The organism is Bartonella gliris, from assembly GCF_045277155.1.
Classification (GTDB): Bacteria; Pseudomonadota; Alphaproteobacteria; order Rhizobiales; family Rhizobiaceae; genus Bartonella; species Bartonella gliris.
In genome coordinates this window covers 1,903,101-1,923,513 of the sequence record NZ_CP123962.1, presented here as the reverse complement: position 1 = coordinate 1,923,513, position 20,413 = coordinate 1,903,101, and the positions used below count along the sequence as shown (strand labels likewise).

Genomic DNA, 20,413 nt, shown 5'->3' with positions numbered 1-20,413 from the left:
TACTAAGCCCTACCTTTTTGTAATTCAAAGATAAGATATTGATTTATAATGATAACTTATCATTTTTCAACTTGAATTACCCCCCTGAATATCGTAATTTTTTCTCATTTCGGCCCCTTCTTTGAATGAATAAAAACCACGCGCTTGCACATCACAAGTGGAAGCGGTGTGTGGATAAAAATCGCTTAAAAAAGGAATAAAAATGCCTCTTATAAACACTCTCAAATTCAACGACTATCAGCAACATTGGAAGCTGGCAAAAACAATAAGACATAAATTTCCTAAAGGTTTTTCACGCATTTTTGACACACTGTTTTTCATTTTATAATCCTCCCCTTTGATAATCCTCCCTTTGTTTTAAAAATGCACCAATCTGTCTCATACTCTTTTTTATTGCCTAAATTGTTTTCAACGCTATGCTAGCATCCATGTTTTATCTTGCCCATATATCGGATGTGCATCTTTCACCTCTACCACAACCCTCCTTGTATGAACTTTGTGGGAAACGCTTGACAGGCTATCTTAATTGGCAAAAAAAACGTAAAAGCCAAATGGCAACAAATGTCCTAGAAATTTTAATGACAAACTTAAAAAGAAAAAAACCTGACCATCTTGTAATTTCGGGTGATCTTGTCAATCTTGCTCTCGATAAGGAATTTCAACAAGCACGTAATTGGTTGCTTACCCAAGGTCAGCCTCACAATATTTCTTTAACATTTGGGAATCATGATGCCTATGTCCGTGGAGCATTCCAAAAAGCATGCACTCTTTTCCAACCTTGGATCACAGGTGATTTCCCTCAGAAGAACGCCCTTCCTTTTCCTTATATGCGCATTCGCAATAATGTAGCCATTATAGCTGCCTCTTCCGCTATTGCTACACCACCGTTTCAAGCTTCTGGTTATTTTAGCAAAATGCAAGCGCAAGCTTTATCACAACTTTTAAAAGAAGCTGCGGCATGCAATCTCTTTCGTGTTGTCATGATACATCATCCCCCCTTTCACCGTGCAACCTCTTGGCATAAAAAATTATGGGGTATCGAGCGTTTTCTAGAGGTTATCAAACACCATGGTTGTGAACTTGTTCTTCACGGACATACCCATTTACCCACATTGCATACTATTGAAGGAACAATGGGAAAAATTCCTATTGTTGGTGTTTCTTCGGCTTCACAAGCTCTTGGTGATAAAAAACCACCAGCAGGTTTCAACTTATTTGCTATTGAGCGGTTCGATCATCAATGGCATTGTCAATTGCAACGTTATAGTCTTATCAATCAAAAAAATGAAGTAGCATGTACTGAAACAATTGATCTTTAACACTTTGAGCCCCCCAAATTGCAAAAACAACAAAAAACGAACATCCTTTATAGAAAAGGGATCATCGTTGTACCTGGAGGCAACTTAGCCTCATCTTCAGGCTCTACATGAATAGAAACACGCACATTGTCAAATTCTTCTTGAAGAACGCCTTCAATTTTATCGCAAATCTGATGTGCTTCCCCTACCTTCATTGCAGCCGGCACAACCAAATGGAACTCTATAAAAGTAACTCTGCCAGCAACACGTGTAAGCAAATCATGCACCTCAAGCGCACCATGTGCATTTGCAGAAATAAGCTCACGAATCCGCATGGTTTCATTCAATTCAACTCCAACATCCATTAATCCCTGAACGGCGCTATTAATCACCTTCCAGCCCTGCAAAAGAATATTAATAGCAACGATTATCGCTAAAATCGGATCCAAGATACCCCATCCACCTACAAAACCAGCAACCAGGCCAATTAAAATGGCAAGTGAAGTAAAAACATCTGTTATGAAATGCATTCCATCAGCTTTAAGAGCCGGTGAGCGGTGGATTTTTCCCTGCCGAATAAGAACAAAACCCCACATGTAATTTATGACACTTGCAACAAAATAAATAACGAGCCATATCCCAGGTTTTTGCACTAATTTAACGGTCGAAAGAGCCATCCATGCTTCTCTTAAAATTATAATTGCTGCGATAATGATCAATACACCTTCAAGAATCGCGGAAAAATATTCCGCTTTATGATGTCCGAAAGGATGATCGTGATCCGCCGGCTTCATACTCACTCTTACAGCCCACCATGCAGCCAATGCCGCAAGTATATTTACGATTGATTCCAACGCATCAGAATAAAGTGCAACCGAATCGGTAATGTAATATGCCCAATATTTTAAAGCAAAAACGATACAAGCAACGAAAATCGAGTATAGGGTTAAGCTTTGTATATTGATTTTTACATCCACAACCACACCCTCTTTTTCATGCAATAAGGAATAACACTTTCAACCATATAATGATATTTTTGGTATGTCGCCAATATTCCCTCAATATCAAAGAAGCTTCAAAAAAACAAACGCCTCTCGCAAGCCAGCATTGACATTTCCAGAAACTGCCCTGTTACACGGATATAATATAACTGAGCAGAGTAACACAGATATTACTTAAAAAAGAAACTAGAAACTCTCCAACAGAAATCAAATGCATTATTTTAATTATCAATAGCTTTTTGAAGAGACGAACAATTTTACTGCCTCATAATTGAAAATCACCTGTTGTTTTTGCTCAAATGCATTAAATTTACGCACGATTTATCAACCGTTTTATGTGCATCAAGCTCATCAACATATCACAATAATTGTACAAAACAAATAAAGGCCGCCTCAGCATTCCGTTGCGACCTTATACCATAAGGCGTATCAAATATATGATGACCGCTAAAGCAACCCTAAAAGCCATTTTAAGAAATGAAAAAGAAAAAAATCACCGCAAAAAGAATCTGGGCATTGGGGACCCAGATTCTTTTCCCTTAGAAATTAAGGGTATGCAGAGTATAGGAAATAGCGGGGACCTAAAACCCTGCACCCGATACGAAAACAATAGATTGCACCGTACTCGGTATCCTCAACATATATCAATAGTTGTGCTGTGTCAACATAGATTCTACCATAGGTTTTAAATAATGAATTTTTTTTCTCACTGTTCAAATATGCAGTAAACATCCAACATCTAGCAATTTAGAAAAAAGAACGTTAAAAGCCTATATGCGTTTGAATATCACAACAATCTACCAAACTGATGATCCACGTTTGAGAGCCTATCATAACATTCGTGAAAAAGATCTCGTTGGACGGCAACATCAATTTATTGCTGAAGGCAAAGTCATATTGTCGGCCTTGCTGCATTCGAAAAAGTTTTCTGCTCTGTCCTTACTGGTAGTGACAGAACGCCTTCCTGGACTTATGCCACTTTTAGAAATGACACAACCAACGTGTCCCATTTATTGCGCTCCGCAAAAAATCATGGATGATATTGCAGGCTTCCATGTTCACCGTGGAATACTCGGTATTGGTAAACGCAAAATACTACCATCGTTACAAAATTTTTTACATGATCTTCCTGAAAAAGCTCTGATTCTGGTTTTATGTGGTATTTCTAATCATGATAATATGGGGGGAATTTTTCGCAATGCAGCCGCTTTTGCCAGTAATGGTATTATTATTGACAAAACCTCATGCGATCCACTTTACCGAAAATCAATCAGAGTTTCTGCTGGCGCAGCTCTAAAGGTACCCTATACGCAAGGCGCTGATATTAACGACATTATCACAGCTCTAAACGATGCATATTTTCATGCTTATGCGCTTTCTCCCTCTGCCCCCTACACTCTCATGCAAGCAAAAAAAGCAAAAAGGATAGCGCTTATTTTAGGAACAGAAGGTGATGGCTTGCCAACCCATGTTCTGCAAAAAACAGAAACTTTGCGTATTCCTATGGCTTACGGTTTTGATAGCCTCAATGTTGCCACAGCAACAGGTCTTGCATTAGCACACTTTGCCGATTCTGATAAGCTCAGCTAAAGGCAACAATGAAAGCTATAAAAACGTATCACCTGAAGGAATACATTTTATTTATAAAGAAGCGGTTGTTTTTTATTTATAAAGAAGCGGTTGTTTTAATTTCAGAAGAAACAGCAGCTTTTGTTTCTAAATTGCACAAAACGCGCTTCAACATCACTTCAGCACCAGCAGCACGTTCTGAACGGGTAACAAACCCACCGCCAAGAACACGTGCCTCATCACCATTTCCATCATAAAAAACACAAGCTTGCCCTGGTGCCACACCATTTTCGCATTCCAACAAGTCAACAGAAAAAACACCCTCTCGATAATACAAGCGAGCAAGATGTGGAGGACGTGTTGAACGCACTTTTACAGCCACCTCAATACCATCGGCTGGGAAATTATCCAATCGCTCATCACCAAGCCAATTCACATCACGCAAAAAGAGTTTATGTGTTTCCAACATTTCACGCGGACCAACAATAACACGCGCATTTTCCACATCGAGATAAACCACATAAAGCGCTTCACCGGTTGCAACACCAATACCACGACGTTGACCAACAGTATAATTGACAATTCCCGAATGCTTACCCAAAACCTGTCCATCGATATGCACAATAACCCCAGGATTAACGGCTTCTGGACGCAATTTTGTGATAACATCAGAATATTTTCCTCGCGGAACAAAACAAATATCTTGGCTGTCATGCTTATTAGCAACAACAAAGCCCATTTCTGCTGCTATTTCACGAACACGAGCTTTCGGAAGGTCACCAAGTGGAAAACGCAAATAATCAATCTGTTCTTGTGTTGTTGCGAAAAGAAAATAACTCTGATCACGTTCAGAATCGCGAGGACGAAAGAGTGCCCGATGCACACCCAAACCATGAGGGCGGGAGCGAATATAATGACCCGTTGCCAAAGCATCTGCACCTAATTCGCGCGCAGTCGCTAATAAATCAGCAAACTTGACAGTCTGATTGCACGCCACACACGGCACAGGTGTTTCTCCGTGCGCATAACTTTCTGTAAAAGGATCAATCACAGCTTCGCGAAATCGCTTTTCATAATCAAGAACATAATGAGGTATCCCCAATGTCTCTGCTACGCGGCGTGCATCTTCAATATCTTGTCCAGCACAACATGCCCCTACGCGATGTTTTGCAGCACCATGATCATAAAGCTGCAATGTAATCCCAATGACATCATACCCTTCCTTTTTCAGAAGACCTGCAACAACCGATGAATCAACCCCCCCCGACATTGCTACAACAATGCGGGAACTCTCAGGCTGTCCTGGCAAATCAAGACTGTTCAAAAACATGTATTTATTCTCTATTTAATGTGCACACTCACTCATTAATGTTCTTATGCATGCCACTCATTGCTTTTTATGCTATTCGTAGTTCTTTTATATTGTTTTTTTATTCTTTCCACAACCAACAGTATCACTTTCTTCAAAGCAGCCAAAACAAAAAAAGAATGATGAAAATAAGGCAAATGAAATTCCTCTCTGCTTTCTTTTAAAATCCGACAAAAACATTGTAAAAGGCCATTCTACGTGCTGCAGTTTGTGCTCTATTTTTCGCGCATTGGCTTATTTTATTAATTTTTTCTTTCAACGCGTTTAGCTCTTTTTTAAATTTCCTGTCTTATAACCGCATCAAGTCCTTAAACTAAAAGTAGACAATACCCTTGGCTAAAAGTAGACGATGCAATGACGAATTTGATAAAAACACAAATGAAATATGTTATTGGGCCGGATGGAAGTCCACTCACAATCGCCGACCTACCGCCGAAAACAACAAGGCGCTGGGTGATCCGTCGCAAAGCTGAAGTTGTTGCGGCTGTCAGAGGTGGATTGTTAAGTCTTGATGAGGCGTGCCAACGCTATACTTTGACCGTAGAAGAATTTCTTTCATGGCAGAGTTTGATCGATGAACATGGCTTAGCTGGATTACGGACGACCAGAATCCAAAACTACAGGCATTAATGACCATTAATCCTGCTTTTAATATACTATTAAAACAGCCAAACTTTTATCAAGTTTGGCTGTTTTTTTGCTTTCAGTACCCAATATCTTAAAGAATGAATCTTCAAACGACAGCTTTCATTATCCAATCATCGATTTAGATTGAATCACGATAGGGCCATCACATGCTACTACCCCATTTTCCCGTGCCTCCAAAAGCTGTACACGTTGTAACTCTGTATCGACTTCATGAAGAGCAATTTCAGCATTTGTTTTCTGACGTTGCAAATCACGAATCGAATTTATAAGATTATCGCGCCTTTGCCGCGCGGCACGAGCAAAAGCAGAATAAGCAAAATGATGAACATCACTGTTTCCAGATTTACGTTCTTCATTAATAATTTGCGCTTCCAGCTCTAACACCATTCGCTCAAATTCTGCGATCATCATCTCAAGCTGTGCAATTTCACGACGCTTCCCACGCACTTGAAACATCTTCAATCGTACCAAACTTTCCCGTGGCTTCATACTCACTACTCCTTGATTGAGCCAACTCAAAATTCACATTCGCACTCTATAATATACTTCTAGTTACACTCTTTCTGACGAAAAACAGTCCATTTTTTAACTTAAAACTATAATTTATCTTAATCCTTAAAGCATCTGCGAACACCACCTGCTTTAAAGAGCAATAACCATTTTTTTACTTTTAGCCTCCACTATAGAATGAAGAGATTTAAAGCTCGGTAAATAAATACTAAAATTGTAAAAAAGTAATTTAAAAGAATCTATTATAAGGTTTTTTTAAAGTTAAATTTTATGAAATAAGCTACTTCATTTTTTATCAAGCTTAAAAATATACGATTTTTCTAAAATAATTTTGTCAACCTCTTTCAAAAAAAAAAATATTTTGTTAACCACTATCATAGATAGTGGGGAATTCAGTGGTGATTGTTACGCGTACTGCTGAAATATTCATAAACGCTTTTATTATAAGTGTTTAATTTTATGAATTTTTTATCAACAGTGGCTTTAGCAGCTGTTGTAAATAAGGTAGCTCCGTTTGATTCGGGAGGAGCGAAGTGAGGGATTTAAGATGCGCGTATTATTAATTGAAGATGATAAAGCAACTACTCAGAGCATTGAGTTAATGCTAAAGTCAGCAAACTTTAATGTCTATATCACTGATCTAGGTGAAGAAGGAGTTGATCTAGGTAAGCTCTATGATTACGATATCATTTTGCTTGATCTAAATCTCCCTGATATGTCAGGCTACGATGTCTTGCGAACCCTGAGATTGGCAAAAATAAAAACCCCTGTTCTCATTCTTTCCGGCATGAGTGCTATTGAAGACAAAGTACGTGGTTTTGGCTTTGGTGCAGATGATTATATGACGAAGCCCTTCCATAAAGATGAGCTCATTGCGCGTATTCATGCGGTTATTCGTCGCTCTAAAGGTCATGCGCAATCGGTTATTGTTACTGGCGATCTCACCGTTAACCTTGACGCAAAAACAGTCGAAGTTGCTGGTCATCCCGTCCATTTGACTGGCAAAGAATATCAGATGCTAGAGCTTCTCTCTTTGCGCAAAGGCACCACACTCACCAAGGAAATGTTTCTCAATCATCTCTACGGTGGAATGGATGAACCAGAACTTAAAATTATTGATGTCTTTATCTGTAAACTGCGGAAAAAGTTGGAAGCAGTATCTTCTAACATAAACTACATTGATACAGTTTGGGGACGCGGTTATGTATTACGTGATCCAGTTGAAGAGAACGTACGTAAAACCGCTTAAGCAATGAAAATGCACATTGTAAAATCTCGGAGTGTAGCGGGCCGAGATTTTTTCACTGTTACAAATTAAAGGCTCGCACACAAAAATCTCGTGTTTACAGAAAATTACTTATAGCTTAAGAGCTCCTAAAGCGGCCGCTCACGGATATAATCTAAACCGCCTTTTCCCGATACCGCTTAATTAATTTTATCTTATTCAAGATTCTTCACACTTTCCAAAATAATACGACTGTCTGTCTCGTTTATGTTTATTTTCATGTGCGTCATCTCAGCAAGTAACAATGTGTAATAAAACTGAATAACGTGAGCATCAATAATTTCTCCCTGAAGTTTCCCATTATATAATTCAATAAAATGAGAGGGAATACGTAAATTTTTACCGCAAATCTCAAATCGAAAAGAACATTTATTTTCATCTTGCAAAATCATCACAACTATTTCCCCCCCACGCGAAACTGTTGCATTTGCAATCAACAACAAATTAAGCAAAAGTTTAACTTCATTTTTTGGTAAAAATACAGCAGGAACTTGCCATTTTAAAACTGCTTTTTCTTCCTTCATATATTGTTGAGCAACCTGTTCAGCGGCACGCGTATCTATCTGGCTCCCACCTGCTCCTGAAAAACCAAAAGCCAATCGCGCAAATTGTAGACGAGCAGAAGCACTCGCAACGGACCAACGCACCAATTGCAAAGCATCTTCATCAGCTCCTCCTTCATCGTAGAGTTCCATTGCATTTTGAATAGCACCAACAGGTGAAATCAAATCATGGCAAATACGGCTACAAAGCAAAGCAGCAAGATCGGTAGACTTCAAAGAAATAGCTAATGTCATAATTATTGAAAACTCCTAGAGTTAAAAACAAGATTCCTTTTAAAGCAAAACTCTTAACATCCAATGCATATATGGCACTTTAACAATTACGCGAAAATTTTTTTCAGAAACAAATTCAAGAATTTAAATAACCTTATGCCTTCATTTTTTATTTGAATCGAATAAAAATCCTAATATTATCTTTTTGTTTGTAACTAATAAAAGGGAAATTTTCTATGGCTCTCTTGCTTCTAACACGCTGGTACAAAAGTATGGTACCTTTGATATTCCTTTTATGCGTAACGATAAACGCCTTACATGCTCAATCCCGACCAATAGAACAAACAGGACCTCATTATTCGTTGCAAGAAATTATCGATTCCGGTCATACTTTTTTTGGCAAAACTGCCAGCGGTATAGCCGTAGCAATTGAAAATATTTTTTCGCAATACGGTTATCCAAATGCTTATATTTTAGGCGAAGAAGCTTCTGGCGCCTTTTTTGCTGGATTAACCTATGGCGAAGGACAGCTTTTTACCAAAACCTACGGTCACTATAAAGTATTTTGGCAAGGCCCCTCTGTAGGATGGGACTTTGGTGGCCAAGGCTCCCGTTTAATGATTTTAGTTTATGATCTGAATACTATAAATAATTTATGGGGACGCTATGGTGGTATTTCAGGTTCAGCCTATTTAATAGCAGGTGTTGGTTTTCACGTCCTTAAACGCAATAATGTCTTATTAATTCCAGTACGTACGGGAATTGGTGCACGCCTTGGCCTTAATATAGGATATTTAAAATTAACACCTACACCAACATGGAATCCATTTTAAATGCACTCTCAGTAAAAAGGGGAATTTATGCTTATCCAATCATTTCTTTTTTTTATTCTTGGAGTGGCCATCACTTCTTGGTTGCTAGTGCTTTTTTCCCCCCTTATTTGGCGCAGAGCCCTTTACTTTGCACATAAATTTGTTTCTGCACAAGTTCCATTATCACACACTGAAATACAAGCAAACTACGATTTCCTCTGTGCCCAGCACGCTGTAGAATTAGTGCGCAACGAACAAAAATATGATTCTTTGCAAAAAAAATATGCCAAACAGAAAATACAACTTAGCCAAGCAACAGAAAAGCTTTATCAGTTGTATCATCCTACACAATATGCTCCTTCTCCTCTTCATGAAAAAAAATCTACCACAATAAAAGACGAACAAAGCACTTTCGCAACAAAAACTTTCACAATGGAAATTAAAACTATGCGTGAAAAGATCGCACACTATCAGCAACGTTTACAAAAAATTCAACCCGATGAGCTTAACACTGCTGCTAGCCAGCAACTTCTAGATAAACTACGCGAAGAGACAAAAGAATTAGCAGCAACATTAGCTGCCCAAATAGCGCTACAAGAGAGTGCTTCTTCACCCATCAATATATTGATCCAAAACTCTAAAAACGAAAACGACCTAGCGTCCCGTATTCGCAAAAAAATAACCAGCATTAAAAAAACACCCCTTACATAATTTGCCTTCAAGACAACTTAGTAGGAATATTGGATCAATTAATGTAATGTTAGCTATACCTTCCATAACATAATAGATTTATGATCTATTTGCGAAAAGAGAGCATAAGATATGCCTTTGCATATATCTAACCTATTCATAGCATAGCATCGTATAATTCTGACTTTATTTTGATGCCATAACTCTTCCAAAATACCTTTCAAGCTATAGCGCAAATAAAACTCGCCATGTTAAATAAGCTTAAGACAAAGAGCCTCTCTTAAGAGTGATAAAAATCTCTTATTCGCTGGATAATGATATCCTGATCACTTTGAGCCAAATAAGGATGCATAGGTAAACTTAAAACACACTTTCCTAAAGACTCTGAAACAGAAAGAGAACCTTTTACATAAGGAAAGTGTTTATAAGCCGGCTGTTGATGCAAAGGCGTTTCGTAATAAACCATCGTAGGAATAGAATTTTCCTGTAAATAATTCTTTAATCTGTCACGATCTTTCACTTTAATAGTGTATTGCGCATAAGCACAACGCTCCCCCTCTTCCACTTCTGGAACTGTGACAATATCGCTTAAACCATTGGAATAATATTGAGCAATTTCCACACGCTTTTCCATCTCATCTTCCAAGATAACAAGTTTTTCTAGCAAAATTGCAGCTTGAATTGTATCTAGGCGCGAATTCAAACCAATACGCACATTGTCATATTGGGTTTTACCTTTACCATGAAACAGAATAGAACGTAAAAGTGCTGCCAAATCGTCATCATTGGTCATCATAGCGCCTCCATCGCCATAACACCCCAATGGTTTTGCAGGATAAAAACTTGTTGCAGCAACATCACCAAAAGCTCCACACATAATATTACCACTTCTACCGCCTATAGATTGAGCAGCATCTTCAATAACAAAAAGATTTTCCTTTACCGCCACTCTAGCAATTTGCGCATAATCAGCAGAAAGCCCAAACAAATCAACAGGAATGACAGCCTTTGGTCTGAGACGTCCCTCTTTTTTAATCATCTCAATTGCTTCACACAGTTTATCAACGTCGATATTGAATGTATCAGGCCGTACATCTACAAATACGGGTTCTGCTCCCACCAAAGCGACCACTTCAGCAGTTGCGGAAAACGTAAAACTAGGACAAAAAACAGCATCACCTGGACCAATATTTTTAGCCATAAGAGGCATCTTCAACGCATCAGTTCCATTGGCACATGCAACAACATGCTTAACGCCAAGATAATCTGCCAATCGCTCTTCAAATTCTGTTACTTTTGGTCCCAAAATATACTTGCCACTAGCTATCACATGCGCAATTGCAGCATTAATTTTATCTTCAATACGCGCACGCTGCGCCCCCAAGTCGATGAATTGCATATTAACCCCATTTTGATAATCATAAGAATGCAAAAGCGCTACTTATCTCTTTTATCTCTAATAATTGACACTAGCAGCAGTTAAAATCCGTAAAACAGCAATGGCATCATCGCCATTTGTCCGAGGCGATTGACGCGTCTCAATACAATGAAGAAAATGCTGCAATTCGCAAGTAAGCGGCAAATCTTCACAAATTTCAATGTAATTCAGTTTATCAGTTGTAAAAGCCCACTCTTTATTCTCCTTCCAAACGGAAAAACGGTGAAATGCCAATTTACGGCTCCACGGTTCCATATCATCAAAAACGATCATAGCCTTTGTACCAACAACCGTTAAACGCCTTTCACGATAAGGACTAAGGCGTGAAGCAAAAAGATGGCTCTGTACACCATTTGGAAAAGTCATATGAATATGGGCAAAATCAGAACACTGATCAATTACAGCTGCCCCCTCTCCCCGAATTTCAGAGGGTTCACATCCTGTCAAAGCCAAAATCATTGAGAGATCATGAGGAGCAAGATCCCATAAAGCATCGCTTTGTGTATGAAACTTTCCAAAGCCTAACCGGTGAGAATAGATATAACGCACATCCCCCAGTTCTCCCCCTGCTACCAATTCACATATTTTTTCAAAAACAGGATGAAAGCGCAAAATATGGCCCACCATAAAAATCCGCCCATATTCATCAGCAACCTGAACTTGATGTTCAGCATCCGCTACATTCAAGGCAATTGGTTTTTCAACTAAAACATCTTTACCATTTTTAAGAGCACGCAGAACATTTTCTGTATGAAATTGTGGAGGTAACGCCAGCACTAATGCATCAATATCTTCATGCGTAAAAAGATCATCAGGCGCAACAAAATCCACACCATACATATTTGCAAAACTTGCAGCACGCTCAACATCCATATCAGAAACTGCTGCTAAAGCTCCAAAACTTTGAAGTGTACGTATATGATTTCCACCCCAATAACCGCACCCTAAAACCGCTACACGTGGCACCATTTTATGCCTTACCCTATTAATTATACGAAAAATTATATTTTTATTCATTCCATATCGGGGATGAAATAGAATGACAAGAGAAAAGCTTAAAACGATGCTTGACATCTCACTATTCTACCCCTTATATCCGCAAAAGATAAAACAAGTTACAATAATTTGTCTATTTTGGCGGAGTAGCTCAGTAGGTTAGAGCAGAGGAATCATAATCCTTGTGTCGGGGGTTCAAATCCCTCCTCCGCTACCGTTTTTATCATAGTGCTTTGTAGCTTGTCACCAAGTTTTGTAACAATTTATTTTTTTAAAGGGCTTTAGGGCTTTAAAGGGAGCTTCAAGGACTGCTTTAAAGCTTCTCATTTTTTCATAGGCTCCCTCACAAAAAGTCTTTTCCTTTCTCATTCTGAAATAGCAGCATCTAAAAGCTTTTCCTCGACAAGCGTACAGCTTTATAAAATTAATAATTGCTATTTATTTAATTTTTATGGTTTTTGCAATATTTTCTCTATTTTTCTCTCTTAGCATAAATAAATTAAGTTCATATCAAAATTTATTACTATCAAAAGTGATATATATTACTTTATAATAGTATAAGTAAATTATAATATATTTATATATATTCAACATTACATTATAAATTCAAATTTATAAAAATAAAATTATTAATAATAAATTTTATATTTAAAATAAAACAATTAACAACAAATAAAGTTAATTAAAAATACCAATAAAACATTCTGTGTTTTAATATAAAATTATTATTATACTTTACATGAAAATAAAAATAATCTATGTCATCATGAATATAACCATCCATTTGATATCCTTCTTGTAAGCGGGGGAGGAATGTGTGGGGCTTATAAGTTAAGGACAATATCAATGTATAAAAAATCTCTTTTATCCTGTACAGCTGCCATAGCTGTCATGCTGTTTAGCACCCATTTCAACGCATATGCTGAAGTTCTTAAAGCTACAGCTGGAGACAATAAGACTGCTTCTTCTGGAAATTCCTATGATGCACTTGAAGCAACAGGCGGTGGTAAGATCAACGGCGAAAATATAAAAATAACCTCTTCTGATCCCGAAAAAATTTCCACTACTGGTGTACTATCGAAAGATTCTGGTAGCGAAATTAAATTAACGGGCACAACAACCATTGAAAAAGTTAAGGACGGACTTCAGGCAGAAAATGGTGGTAAAATCGTTAACGAAAATTTAACGATAAAAGGAACCAATATTGGTGTAATAGCCAAAGATTCTAATAGCAAGATTGAGTTAAATGGAAAAACAACCATTGAAAAAGTCAAAAATGGACTTGAAGCGAAACTTAGTGGGACAATTACTAGCAAAGACTTAAAGATAACTGCTCTTGAATCCGAAGAGCCTACCACTGGTATAATGGCCAGCGATCATGGCAAGATTAAATTAAATGGAAAAACAACCATTAAAAACGCCACGAGCAACGGTCTTATGGTAACGAATGGTAGTACAGTCGTTAGTCAAGAGTTAACACTCATTGGTTCTGAAACCAAAGGAATGAAGGTTGGTATAGGAACCTACATGCCTGATAGCAAGATTGAGTTAAATGGAAAAACAACCATTGAAAAAGTCAAAAATGGACTTGAAGCGAAACTTAGTGGGACAATTACTAGCAAAGACTTAAAGATAACTGCTCTTGAATCCGAAGAGCCTACCACTGGTATAATGGCCAGCGATCATGGCAAGATTAAATTAAATGGAACAACAACCATTGAAAAATTCAGCAATGGTCTTGCAGCAAACAATGGTACAATCGAGATGATCGATGGCTCCATTACTGCTTCTCAAACTGGTGCCACCTTCTCTAATAAAAGTGATAAAAACACGTTAGAAAGTGTAACAATATCGAGCGGCAATGATGGCGCCTTGATGGATAAGGGTATAAGTGCTGATAAAAACAGCAATGTTACTTTGACGAAAGTAACCGTTACGCAAGCAACAACAGGCATATTTGCAAATGATGGCTCGGTAATAACCGTATCTGGAGGATCATTCGATGGAAAGACGGATGGGGTATATGCTAAACAAGGCAGCACCATCACTTTAAAAGACAATGCTAAAGTTACATCATCTGATGGTTATGGACTCCATGCAGAAGGTTCACAATCCAAAATCACTAAGGAAGAAGGAACTGTAAGCGGGAAAAAAGCTGCATTATTTGCAGAAAACGGCGGACAGATTGATGTCACGAATATTACTCTAACAACAACAGATAGCACAGGAACTGGTGCAAAAGCCGATGGCGCTAACAGCATAATCGAGTTAAAGGGTAAAACAACAATCAAAGATTCTTTAATCGGTCTTGAAGCAAACGGTGGCACAATAAAAATGACCGAGGGTTCCATTACTGCTTCTCAAACTGGTGCCACCTTCTCTAATAACAGTGATAAAAACACGCTGGAAAATGTCACAATATCGAGCGGCAAAAATGACGCCTTAATGGATAAAGGAATAAGTGCCGATAAGAACAGCAATGTTACTTTGACTAATGTAACCGTCACGCAAGCAACAACAGGCATATTTGCAAATGATGGCTCCACAATAACCGTATCTGGAGGATCATTCGATGGAAAAACGGATGGGGTATACGCTAAACAAGGCAGCACCATCACTTTAAAAGACGATGCTAAAGTTACATCATCTGATGGTTATGGACTCCATGCAGAAGGTTCAAAATCAAAAATCACTAAGGAAAAAGGAACTGTAAACGGGAAAAAAGCTGCATTATTTGCAGAAAAAGGCGGACAGATTGATGTTACGGACGTTGCTTTAACAACAACAGATGGCACGGGAACTGGTGCAAAAGCCGAGGGCGCTGACAGCGTAATCGAGTTAAAGGGCAAAACAACAATCAAAGATTCTTTAATCGGTCTTGAAGCAAACGGTGGTACAATCAAAATGACCGAGGGCTCCATTACAGCTTCTCAAACTGGTGCCACCTTCTCTAATAACAGTGATAAAAACACGCTGGAAAATGTCACAATATCGAGCGGCAAAAATGACGCCTTAATGGATAAAGGAATAAGTGCCGAAAAAAGCAATGTTACTTTGACTAATGTAACCGTCACGCAAGCAAACAACGGTATAGTTGCAAATGATGGCTCCACAATAACCGTATCCGGAGGATCATTCGATGGAAAAACGGATGGGGTATACGCTAAACAAGGCAGCACCATCACTTTAAAAGACGATGCTAAAGTTACATCATCTGATGGTTATGGACTCCATGCAGAAGGTTCACAATCCAAAATCACTAAGGAAAAAGGAACTGTAAACGGGAAAAAAGCTGCATTATTTGCAGAAAAAGGCGGACAGATTGATGTTACGGACGTTGCTTTAACAACAACAGATGGCACGGGAACTGGTGCAAAAGCCGAGGGCGCTGACAGCGTAATCGAGTTAAAGGGCAAAACAACAATCAAAGATTCTTTAATCGGTCTTGAAGCAAACGGTGGTACAATCAAAATGACCGAGGGCTCCATTACAGCTTCTCAAACTGGTGCCACCTTCTCTAATAACAGTGATAAAAACACGCTGGAAAATGTCACAATATCGAGCGGCAATGATGGCGCCTTGATGGATAAGGGTATAAGTGCCGATAAGAACAGCAATGTTACTTTGACTAATGTAACCGTCACGCAAGCAAACAACGGTATAGTTGCAAATGATGGCTCCACAATAACCGTATCCGGAGGATCATTCGATGGAAAAACGGATGGGGTATACGCTAAACAAGGCAGCACCATCACTTTAAAAGACGATGCTAAAGTTACATCATCTGATGGTTATGGACTCCATGCAGAAGGTTCACAATCCAAAATCACTAAGGAAAAAGGAACTGTAAACGGGAAAGAAGCTGCATTATTTGCAGAAAAAGGCGGACAGATTGATGTTACGGATGTCACTTTAACAACGGATAACAAGGGAGACGCTGCATCTGCACAGGGCACAGACAGCATAATTAAATTGCATGGAACGACAACGATTAACAATAGTTTGAACGGTATTGGAGCCGTTGATGGTGGTAAAATCATTAGCGAAAATTTAACAATAATCGGTGCTGAAGCAATTGATAAAGGACCAAACAAATACCGCTCCGGTGTATGGACGGCGGGCTCTGGTAGTGAAATTAAGTTAACGGGCAAAACAACTATTCAAAATGTCGATGAGGGGCTTTATGCAGATGGTGGAAGCAAAATCATTAGCGGAGGAGATTTAACAATAATCGGTGGTGAAGCAATTGATAAAGGATCCAACGAAGAACGTACTGGTCTATGGACGGCGGGCTCTGGTAGTGAAATTAAGTTAACGGGCAAAACAACTATTCAAAATGTCGATGAGGGGCTTTATGCAGATGGTGGAAGCAAAATCATTAGCGAAGGAGATTTAACAATAACCGGTGGTGAAAATAAAAAAATAACCGTTGGTGTAAACGTTGCTGAGCCTGATAGTATAATCGAATTAAATGGCAAAACAACCATTCAAAATTTTGATGTTGGTCTTTCTGCAGCAAATAATAGCACGATTAAGATGATTAATGGTGATATTGAAACAACACAGAGAGCCGTAGAAAACAAAATAGAAGCAAAAAAAGTTGCATTATTTGTAGGAGCTAACGGACATATCGATCTCACAAATGTTGCTGTAACAGCAGAAAACAATGGCTTGCAGTTTTTAGGTTTCCCTGAAATCAAACCCGATAACTCAAGAGATCCCCAAAAACATCAAAGCAACATCAATTTAACCAATGCAGATATTCAGGTTGAAAATGGCACAGGAATTCTCATTGGAGCTTTTGTTGAAAAAAGCATCGAAGATGCTGCTGCTCCATCAATTGGTACAGTCAATCTTAAAAAATCAAAAGTCCATGCTGACGTGTTATTAGGAGATGGTATTTTTGGGGACAAGACGTTGTGGAAAGATAAAGATTTTTGGGATGGTAAAAAGGTTAAAGTGATCTCCAACGGCACCTTCACATTAAACGCGGATCAGTCTACTTTAGAAGGCAGAGCCAATATTGCTAAAGACAGAAATGTACACTTTGATCTGAAAAACGACACGAAATGGACATTGAAGATTAGCAAAAACGAAAAAGATGATGATGGTAATCTCCTTGATATTGCTCAAAGATCTCGTTCTGATATTTCCACGCTTAATCTCGATAACAGCTCCATTATTTTTGACAACCCGACAGAAGAGCAGCATCACCAAACATTGCATATAGGTTCTGGTAAACCAAACACCAAAGCAGTCTACAATGCAACGGGTGATGCAAAGATTTACTTCAACGCAGAATGGAGTGATGGTGCGGCAATTGCCGATCAAAAAACCGATAGACTTTTGATCAATGGAGATGTGTCAGGAACGACCGCAGTTTATGTTACGGGGCGCTTAGAAGAGAACAATGTTAAAATAAATACCTCTGCTGCTTCTAATGTACGTGGTCTTTCACTCATCCAAGTATCTGGAAAAGCACAAGAAGACTCCTTCAAATTAGTCAATGGCTATACCACAAGAGACGGTTTACCAGATATGTATACACTACGTGCCTATGGACCTGAATCAAGTCATGGTAAAGCCGATATTGCGCAAAATTTGCTTGAGGAAAAGAATGCAGATTTCTGGGATTTCCGCTTACAACCTGAAATTCTTGAAACGAGTTCTGGTCAAGGTGTGAATGCCCTTGTACCACAAACGGCAAGTTACTTGGTCATGCCAAATGCTCTCTTCTACACGGGATTAACGGATATGGCTAAACAAAACGCGCTTTTAGCCAATATGAGAACATCTGTCTTGGGAAGAGAAGAGGAAAAACAAACCGGATTCTTCCTTTACACCTATGGAAGTACAGGAACACTATCCTCTGAACGCGGACCTCTCAAATACGGCTATGGCGCTGATATTCGCTATGCTGCTCTACAAGGCGGTATTACATTGGCAGCAATTGAGGGACAAAGCGTCACCACACATTTGGGTCTTTTGGGCACCTATGGAAAACTGTCTTTCACCCCGAAAGATATGGCAAATGCCAGCAAGAGCACATTGGATAAATGGTCACTGACAGCTTACGGAACTCTACAACATAACAATGGTCTGTATTTGGATACACTTTTGTCTTATGGAGTTCTAAAAGGAAATATCACCAATGCCCTCATTGGCAAGACAGCAAAGTTGAACGATGCCAAGATGTTGAGTATCTCCACCACCGTTGGCAAAGAATTTGCAACCGGAGTGGAAGGTTTAACCTTCGAACCCCAAGCCCAAGTTGCTTATCAACATTTGATGTTTAACACCATTACAGATGCTGATAATTTTACCATTGATATGAACAACCCTTCACAATGGTTGATCCGTGTTGGTGGACGCTTGACAAAAACGGTTTCCACTGAAAACAACGGTCCAATGTCTTTCTATGGAAAAGTAAACTTGATCAAAACTTTTGGTGATGATGGTACCATCCACATTGGAAGAGACTTTGACCTTGATCCTATGGGACCTGCAATTGAAGGCGGGGTTGGCATCAATGCACAACTTTCCCACAATTTCTCGCTTCATGGTGATGTCAGTTATCAACAAAAGCTGCAAAAAACTGGTATATCAGGAGCGAGCTTTTCAGGGGGAATACGCTATCAGTTTTAACATAAGACTGTAAAAGCAAACGTATTGTATTTTGTACGTTTTAACAAAAAGGCAGCACACTGTGCTGCCTTTTCAATTTATAAATCCCAATTTCTTTCTCTAAAAAGCTCTCTCTTTTTATGACAGAAAAAAGCTAAAAGATTTCAATAATGGTTATTTACGATTGTAAAAATCCTTACTCTCCCCTTTTTTCAAAAAGGGCTCAGCATTTTGAGAAAAAAAAGAAAAACAAGACTAGAAAGGATAAAAAAGCCAAAGATAATAAAAATAAAATATATTCCATATAGAAAAATCAGCAACATCCATGAGATACAGTATCAAATTAAATACAGCATCATAGACTAAAGAAATATTATGTTTAAAATTCTAATTATCAAAATATAAAAGAAAGTTTTTTAAAAAATATAATTAAATAAAGTATAACAATACTATAAAATAAATTATCTTATAGATTATATTTATAGATCATAATGCAAAACACATAATATAGTAAAAATATTATACTAATATTAAATAGTCTCCTAATATAATCATAAAAAATGAAAAACTTTTACATTACAGAAAAAATTCTTTTCTGTAATATCTCTCATACTCTCTCTTCTCTATGAGCAATAGGTTCGATACTCGCTTCAAAAAACATTTTGGTATAGTCATTTTGCGCCTGCAAATTGCGTAGATCACTATTGCTAAGTTCTTCAAGAATAACCCCTTGATGCATAATGCCAACACGTTCACATATATGGGCAATAACAGGAAGATCATGGGAGACCATTAAATAAGTCAATTGCTTTTTTTCCCGCAATGATTTCAAAAAATTCAAAATTTCAGCCTGCACCGATACGTCTAATGCAGATGTTGGCTCATCAAGCAACAAGACTTCTGGTTCAATAATCAAAGCCCTTGCAAGAGCAATACGCTGACGCTGCCCTCCAGATAACTCATGGGGATAACGGTAGAGAAATGAAGAATTTAAACCAACAGAATTTAAAACATCGTATACGCGCTCTTTTCGGTTATCCATACCATGAATTGCAAGCGATTCCGAAAGAACGGTATGTACCATTTTTCGTGGATGAAGCGAAGCATAAGGATCTTGAAAAACTATTTGAATACGTCGCAAAAAAGCTTTGCTTCTTTTCTGCACGGCTTCTTCTCCATCAAAGAGAAAATTCCCATTATAATGGGGTATAAGCCCTACCAATGCATTCAAAATCGTTGATTTTCCACATCCTGATTCACCAATTAAACCGTAAGCTTCTCCACGTTTAATATGGAAATTAACATTTTTAACAACTGTCACTGCTTTGTGCCCATGCCCAAAAGTTACAGATAAATTAGAAACATCAATAATATTTTCACAATTGGCCATAGATAGC

Annotated in this window: 14 protein-coding genes and 1 tRNA gene; 8 read left to right on the top strand and 7 right to left on the bottom strand. The window is 38.3% G+C overall.

Annotated features, from left to right (window positions below):
- Nucleotides 1-416: 416 nt before the first annotated feature.
- Complete coding sequence (locus QHG54_RS08460) at nt 417-1,319, top strand: metallophosphoesterase (protein ID WP_317993548.1); 903 nt, start codon at nt 417-419, stop codon at nt 1,317-1,319.
- 47 nt (nt 1,320-1,366) lie between these two features.
- Here the strand turns inward: QHG54_RS08460 and QHG54_RS08455 are convergent, their stop codons facing one another.
- Nucleotides 1,367-2,275 carry a cation diffusion facilitator family transporter gene (locus QHG54_RS08455; protein ID WP_317993549.1) on the bottom strand — a complete coding sequence of 303 codons (909 nt, stop codon included), beginning with the start codon at nt 2,273-2,275 and terminating at the stop codon, nt 1,367-1,369.
- Between the two features lie 798 nt (nt 2,276-3,073).
- On the opposite strand from QHG54_RS08455, the gene QHG54_RS08450 reads away from it, so the two are divergent.
- Entirely contained in the window at nt 3,074-3,889 is an 816-nt protein-coding gene (locus tag QHG54_RS08450; protein WP_317993550.1) for an RNA methyltransferase, read from the top strand.
- Between the two features lie 76 nt (nt 3,890-3,965).
- Here the strand turns inward: QHG54_RS08450 and mnmA are convergent, their stop codons facing one another.
- Nucleotides 3,966-5,198: a tRNA 2-thiouridine(34) synthase MnmA gene (mnmA, locus tag QHG54_RS08445; protein WP_317993551.1), complete on the bottom strand. Its 1,233-nt coding sequence runs from the start codon at nt 5,196-5,198 to the stop codon at nt 3,966-3,968.
- Nucleotides 5,199-5,591: 393 nt separating this feature from the next.
- Here mnmA and QHG54_RS08440 point away from each other — a divergent pair, with 393 nt between their 5' ends.
- Complete coding sequence (locus QHG54_RS08440; protein ID WP_006924069.1) at nt 5,592-5,867, top strand: DUF1153 domain-containing protein; 276 nt, start codon at nt 5,592-5,594, stop codon at nt 5,865-5,867.
- A gap of 120 nt (nt 5,868-5,987) precedes the next feature.
- On the opposite strand, the gene QHG54_RS08435 is transcribed toward QHG54_RS08440, so the two are convergent.
- On the bottom strand, nt 5,988-6,374 hold the full coding sequence (locus tag QHG54_RS08435) for a flagellar export protein FliJ (RefSeq protein ID WP_406604201.1): 387 nt from the start codon (nt 6,372-6,374) through the stop codon (nt 5,988-5,990).
- A 568-nt stretch (nt 6,375-6,942) separates the two neighbouring features.
- Here QHG54_RS08435 and ctrA point away from each other — a divergent pair.
- On the top strand, nt 6,943-7,644 hold the full coding sequence (gene ctrA, locus QHG54_RS08430) for a response regulator transcription factor CtrA (protein ID WP_317993553.1): 702 nt from the start codon (nt 6,943-6,945) through the stop codon (nt 7,642-7,644).
- A 191-nt stretch (nt 7,645-7,835) separates the two neighbouring features.
- Here the strand turns inward: ctrA and chpT are convergent, their stop codons facing one another.
- Nucleotides 7,836-8,477, bottom strand: coding sequence for a histidine phosphotransferase ChpT (gene chpT, locus QHG54_RS08425; RefSeq protein ID WP_317993554.1), 642 nt, complete (start codon nt 8,475-8,477; stop codon nt 7,836-7,838).
- A 215-nt stretch (nt 8,478-8,692) separates the two neighbouring features.
- On the opposite strand from chpT, the gene QHG54_RS08420 reads away from it, so the two are divergent.
- Both QHG54_RS08420 and QHG54_RS08415 read left to right on the top strand, forming a co-directional pair.
- Nucleotides 8,693-9,289 carry an EipA family protein gene (locus QHG54_RS08420; RefSeq protein WP_317993555.1) on the top strand — a complete coding sequence of 199 codons (597 nt, stop codon included), beginning with the start codon at nt 8,693-8,695 and terminating at the stop codon, nt 9,287-9,289.
- A gap of 27 nt (nt 9,290-9,316) precedes the next feature.
- A complete protein-coding gene (locus QHG54_RS08415; protein ID WP_406604200.1) occupies nt 9,317-9,979 on the top strand; it encodes a hypothetical protein in 663 nt (220 codons plus the stop codon).
- A gap of 259 nt (nt 9,980-10,238) precedes the next feature.
- On the opposite strand, the gene QHG54_RS08410 is transcribed toward QHG54_RS08415, so the two are convergent.
- Complete coding sequence (locus QHG54_RS08410) at nt 10,239-11,357, bottom strand: DegT/DnrJ/EryC1/StrS aminotransferase family protein (RefSeq protein WP_317993557.1); 1,119 nt, start codon at nt 11,355-11,357, stop codon at nt 10,239-10,241.
- A 57-nt stretch (nt 11,358-11,414) separates the two neighbouring features.
- On the bottom strand, nt 11,415-12,365 hold the full coding sequence (locus tag QHG54_RS08405; RefSeq protein WP_317993558.1) for a Gfo/Idh/MocA family oxidoreductase: 951 nt from the start codon (nt 12,363-12,365) through the stop codon (nt 11,415-11,417).
- A 167-nt stretch (nt 12,366-12,532) separates the two neighbouring features.
- Between QHG54_RS08405 and QHG54_RS08400 the strand changes: the two genes are divergently transcribed.
- Nucleotides 12,533-12,606, top strand: a tRNA-Met gene (locus tag QHG54_RS08400).
- A 632-nt stretch (nt 12,607-13,238) separates the two neighbouring features.
- Nucleotides 13,239-19,037 carry an autotransporter outer membrane beta-barrel domain-containing protein gene (locus QHG54_RS08395; RefSeq protein ID WP_406604199.1) on the top strand — a complete coding sequence of 1,933 codons (5,799 nt, stop codon included), beginning with the start codon at nt 13,239-13,241 and terminating at the stop codon, nt 19,035-19,037.
- A gap of 586 nt (nt 19,038-19,623) precedes the next feature.
- On the opposite strand, the gene QHG54_RS08390 is transcribed toward QHG54_RS08395, so the two are convergent.
- Entirely contained in the window at nt 19,624-20,406 is a 783-nt protein-coding gene (locus QHG54_RS08390) for an ABC transporter ATP-binding protein (protein ID WP_406604198.1), read from the bottom strand.
- Between the last annotated feature and the right edge of the window lie 7 nt (nt 20,407-20,413).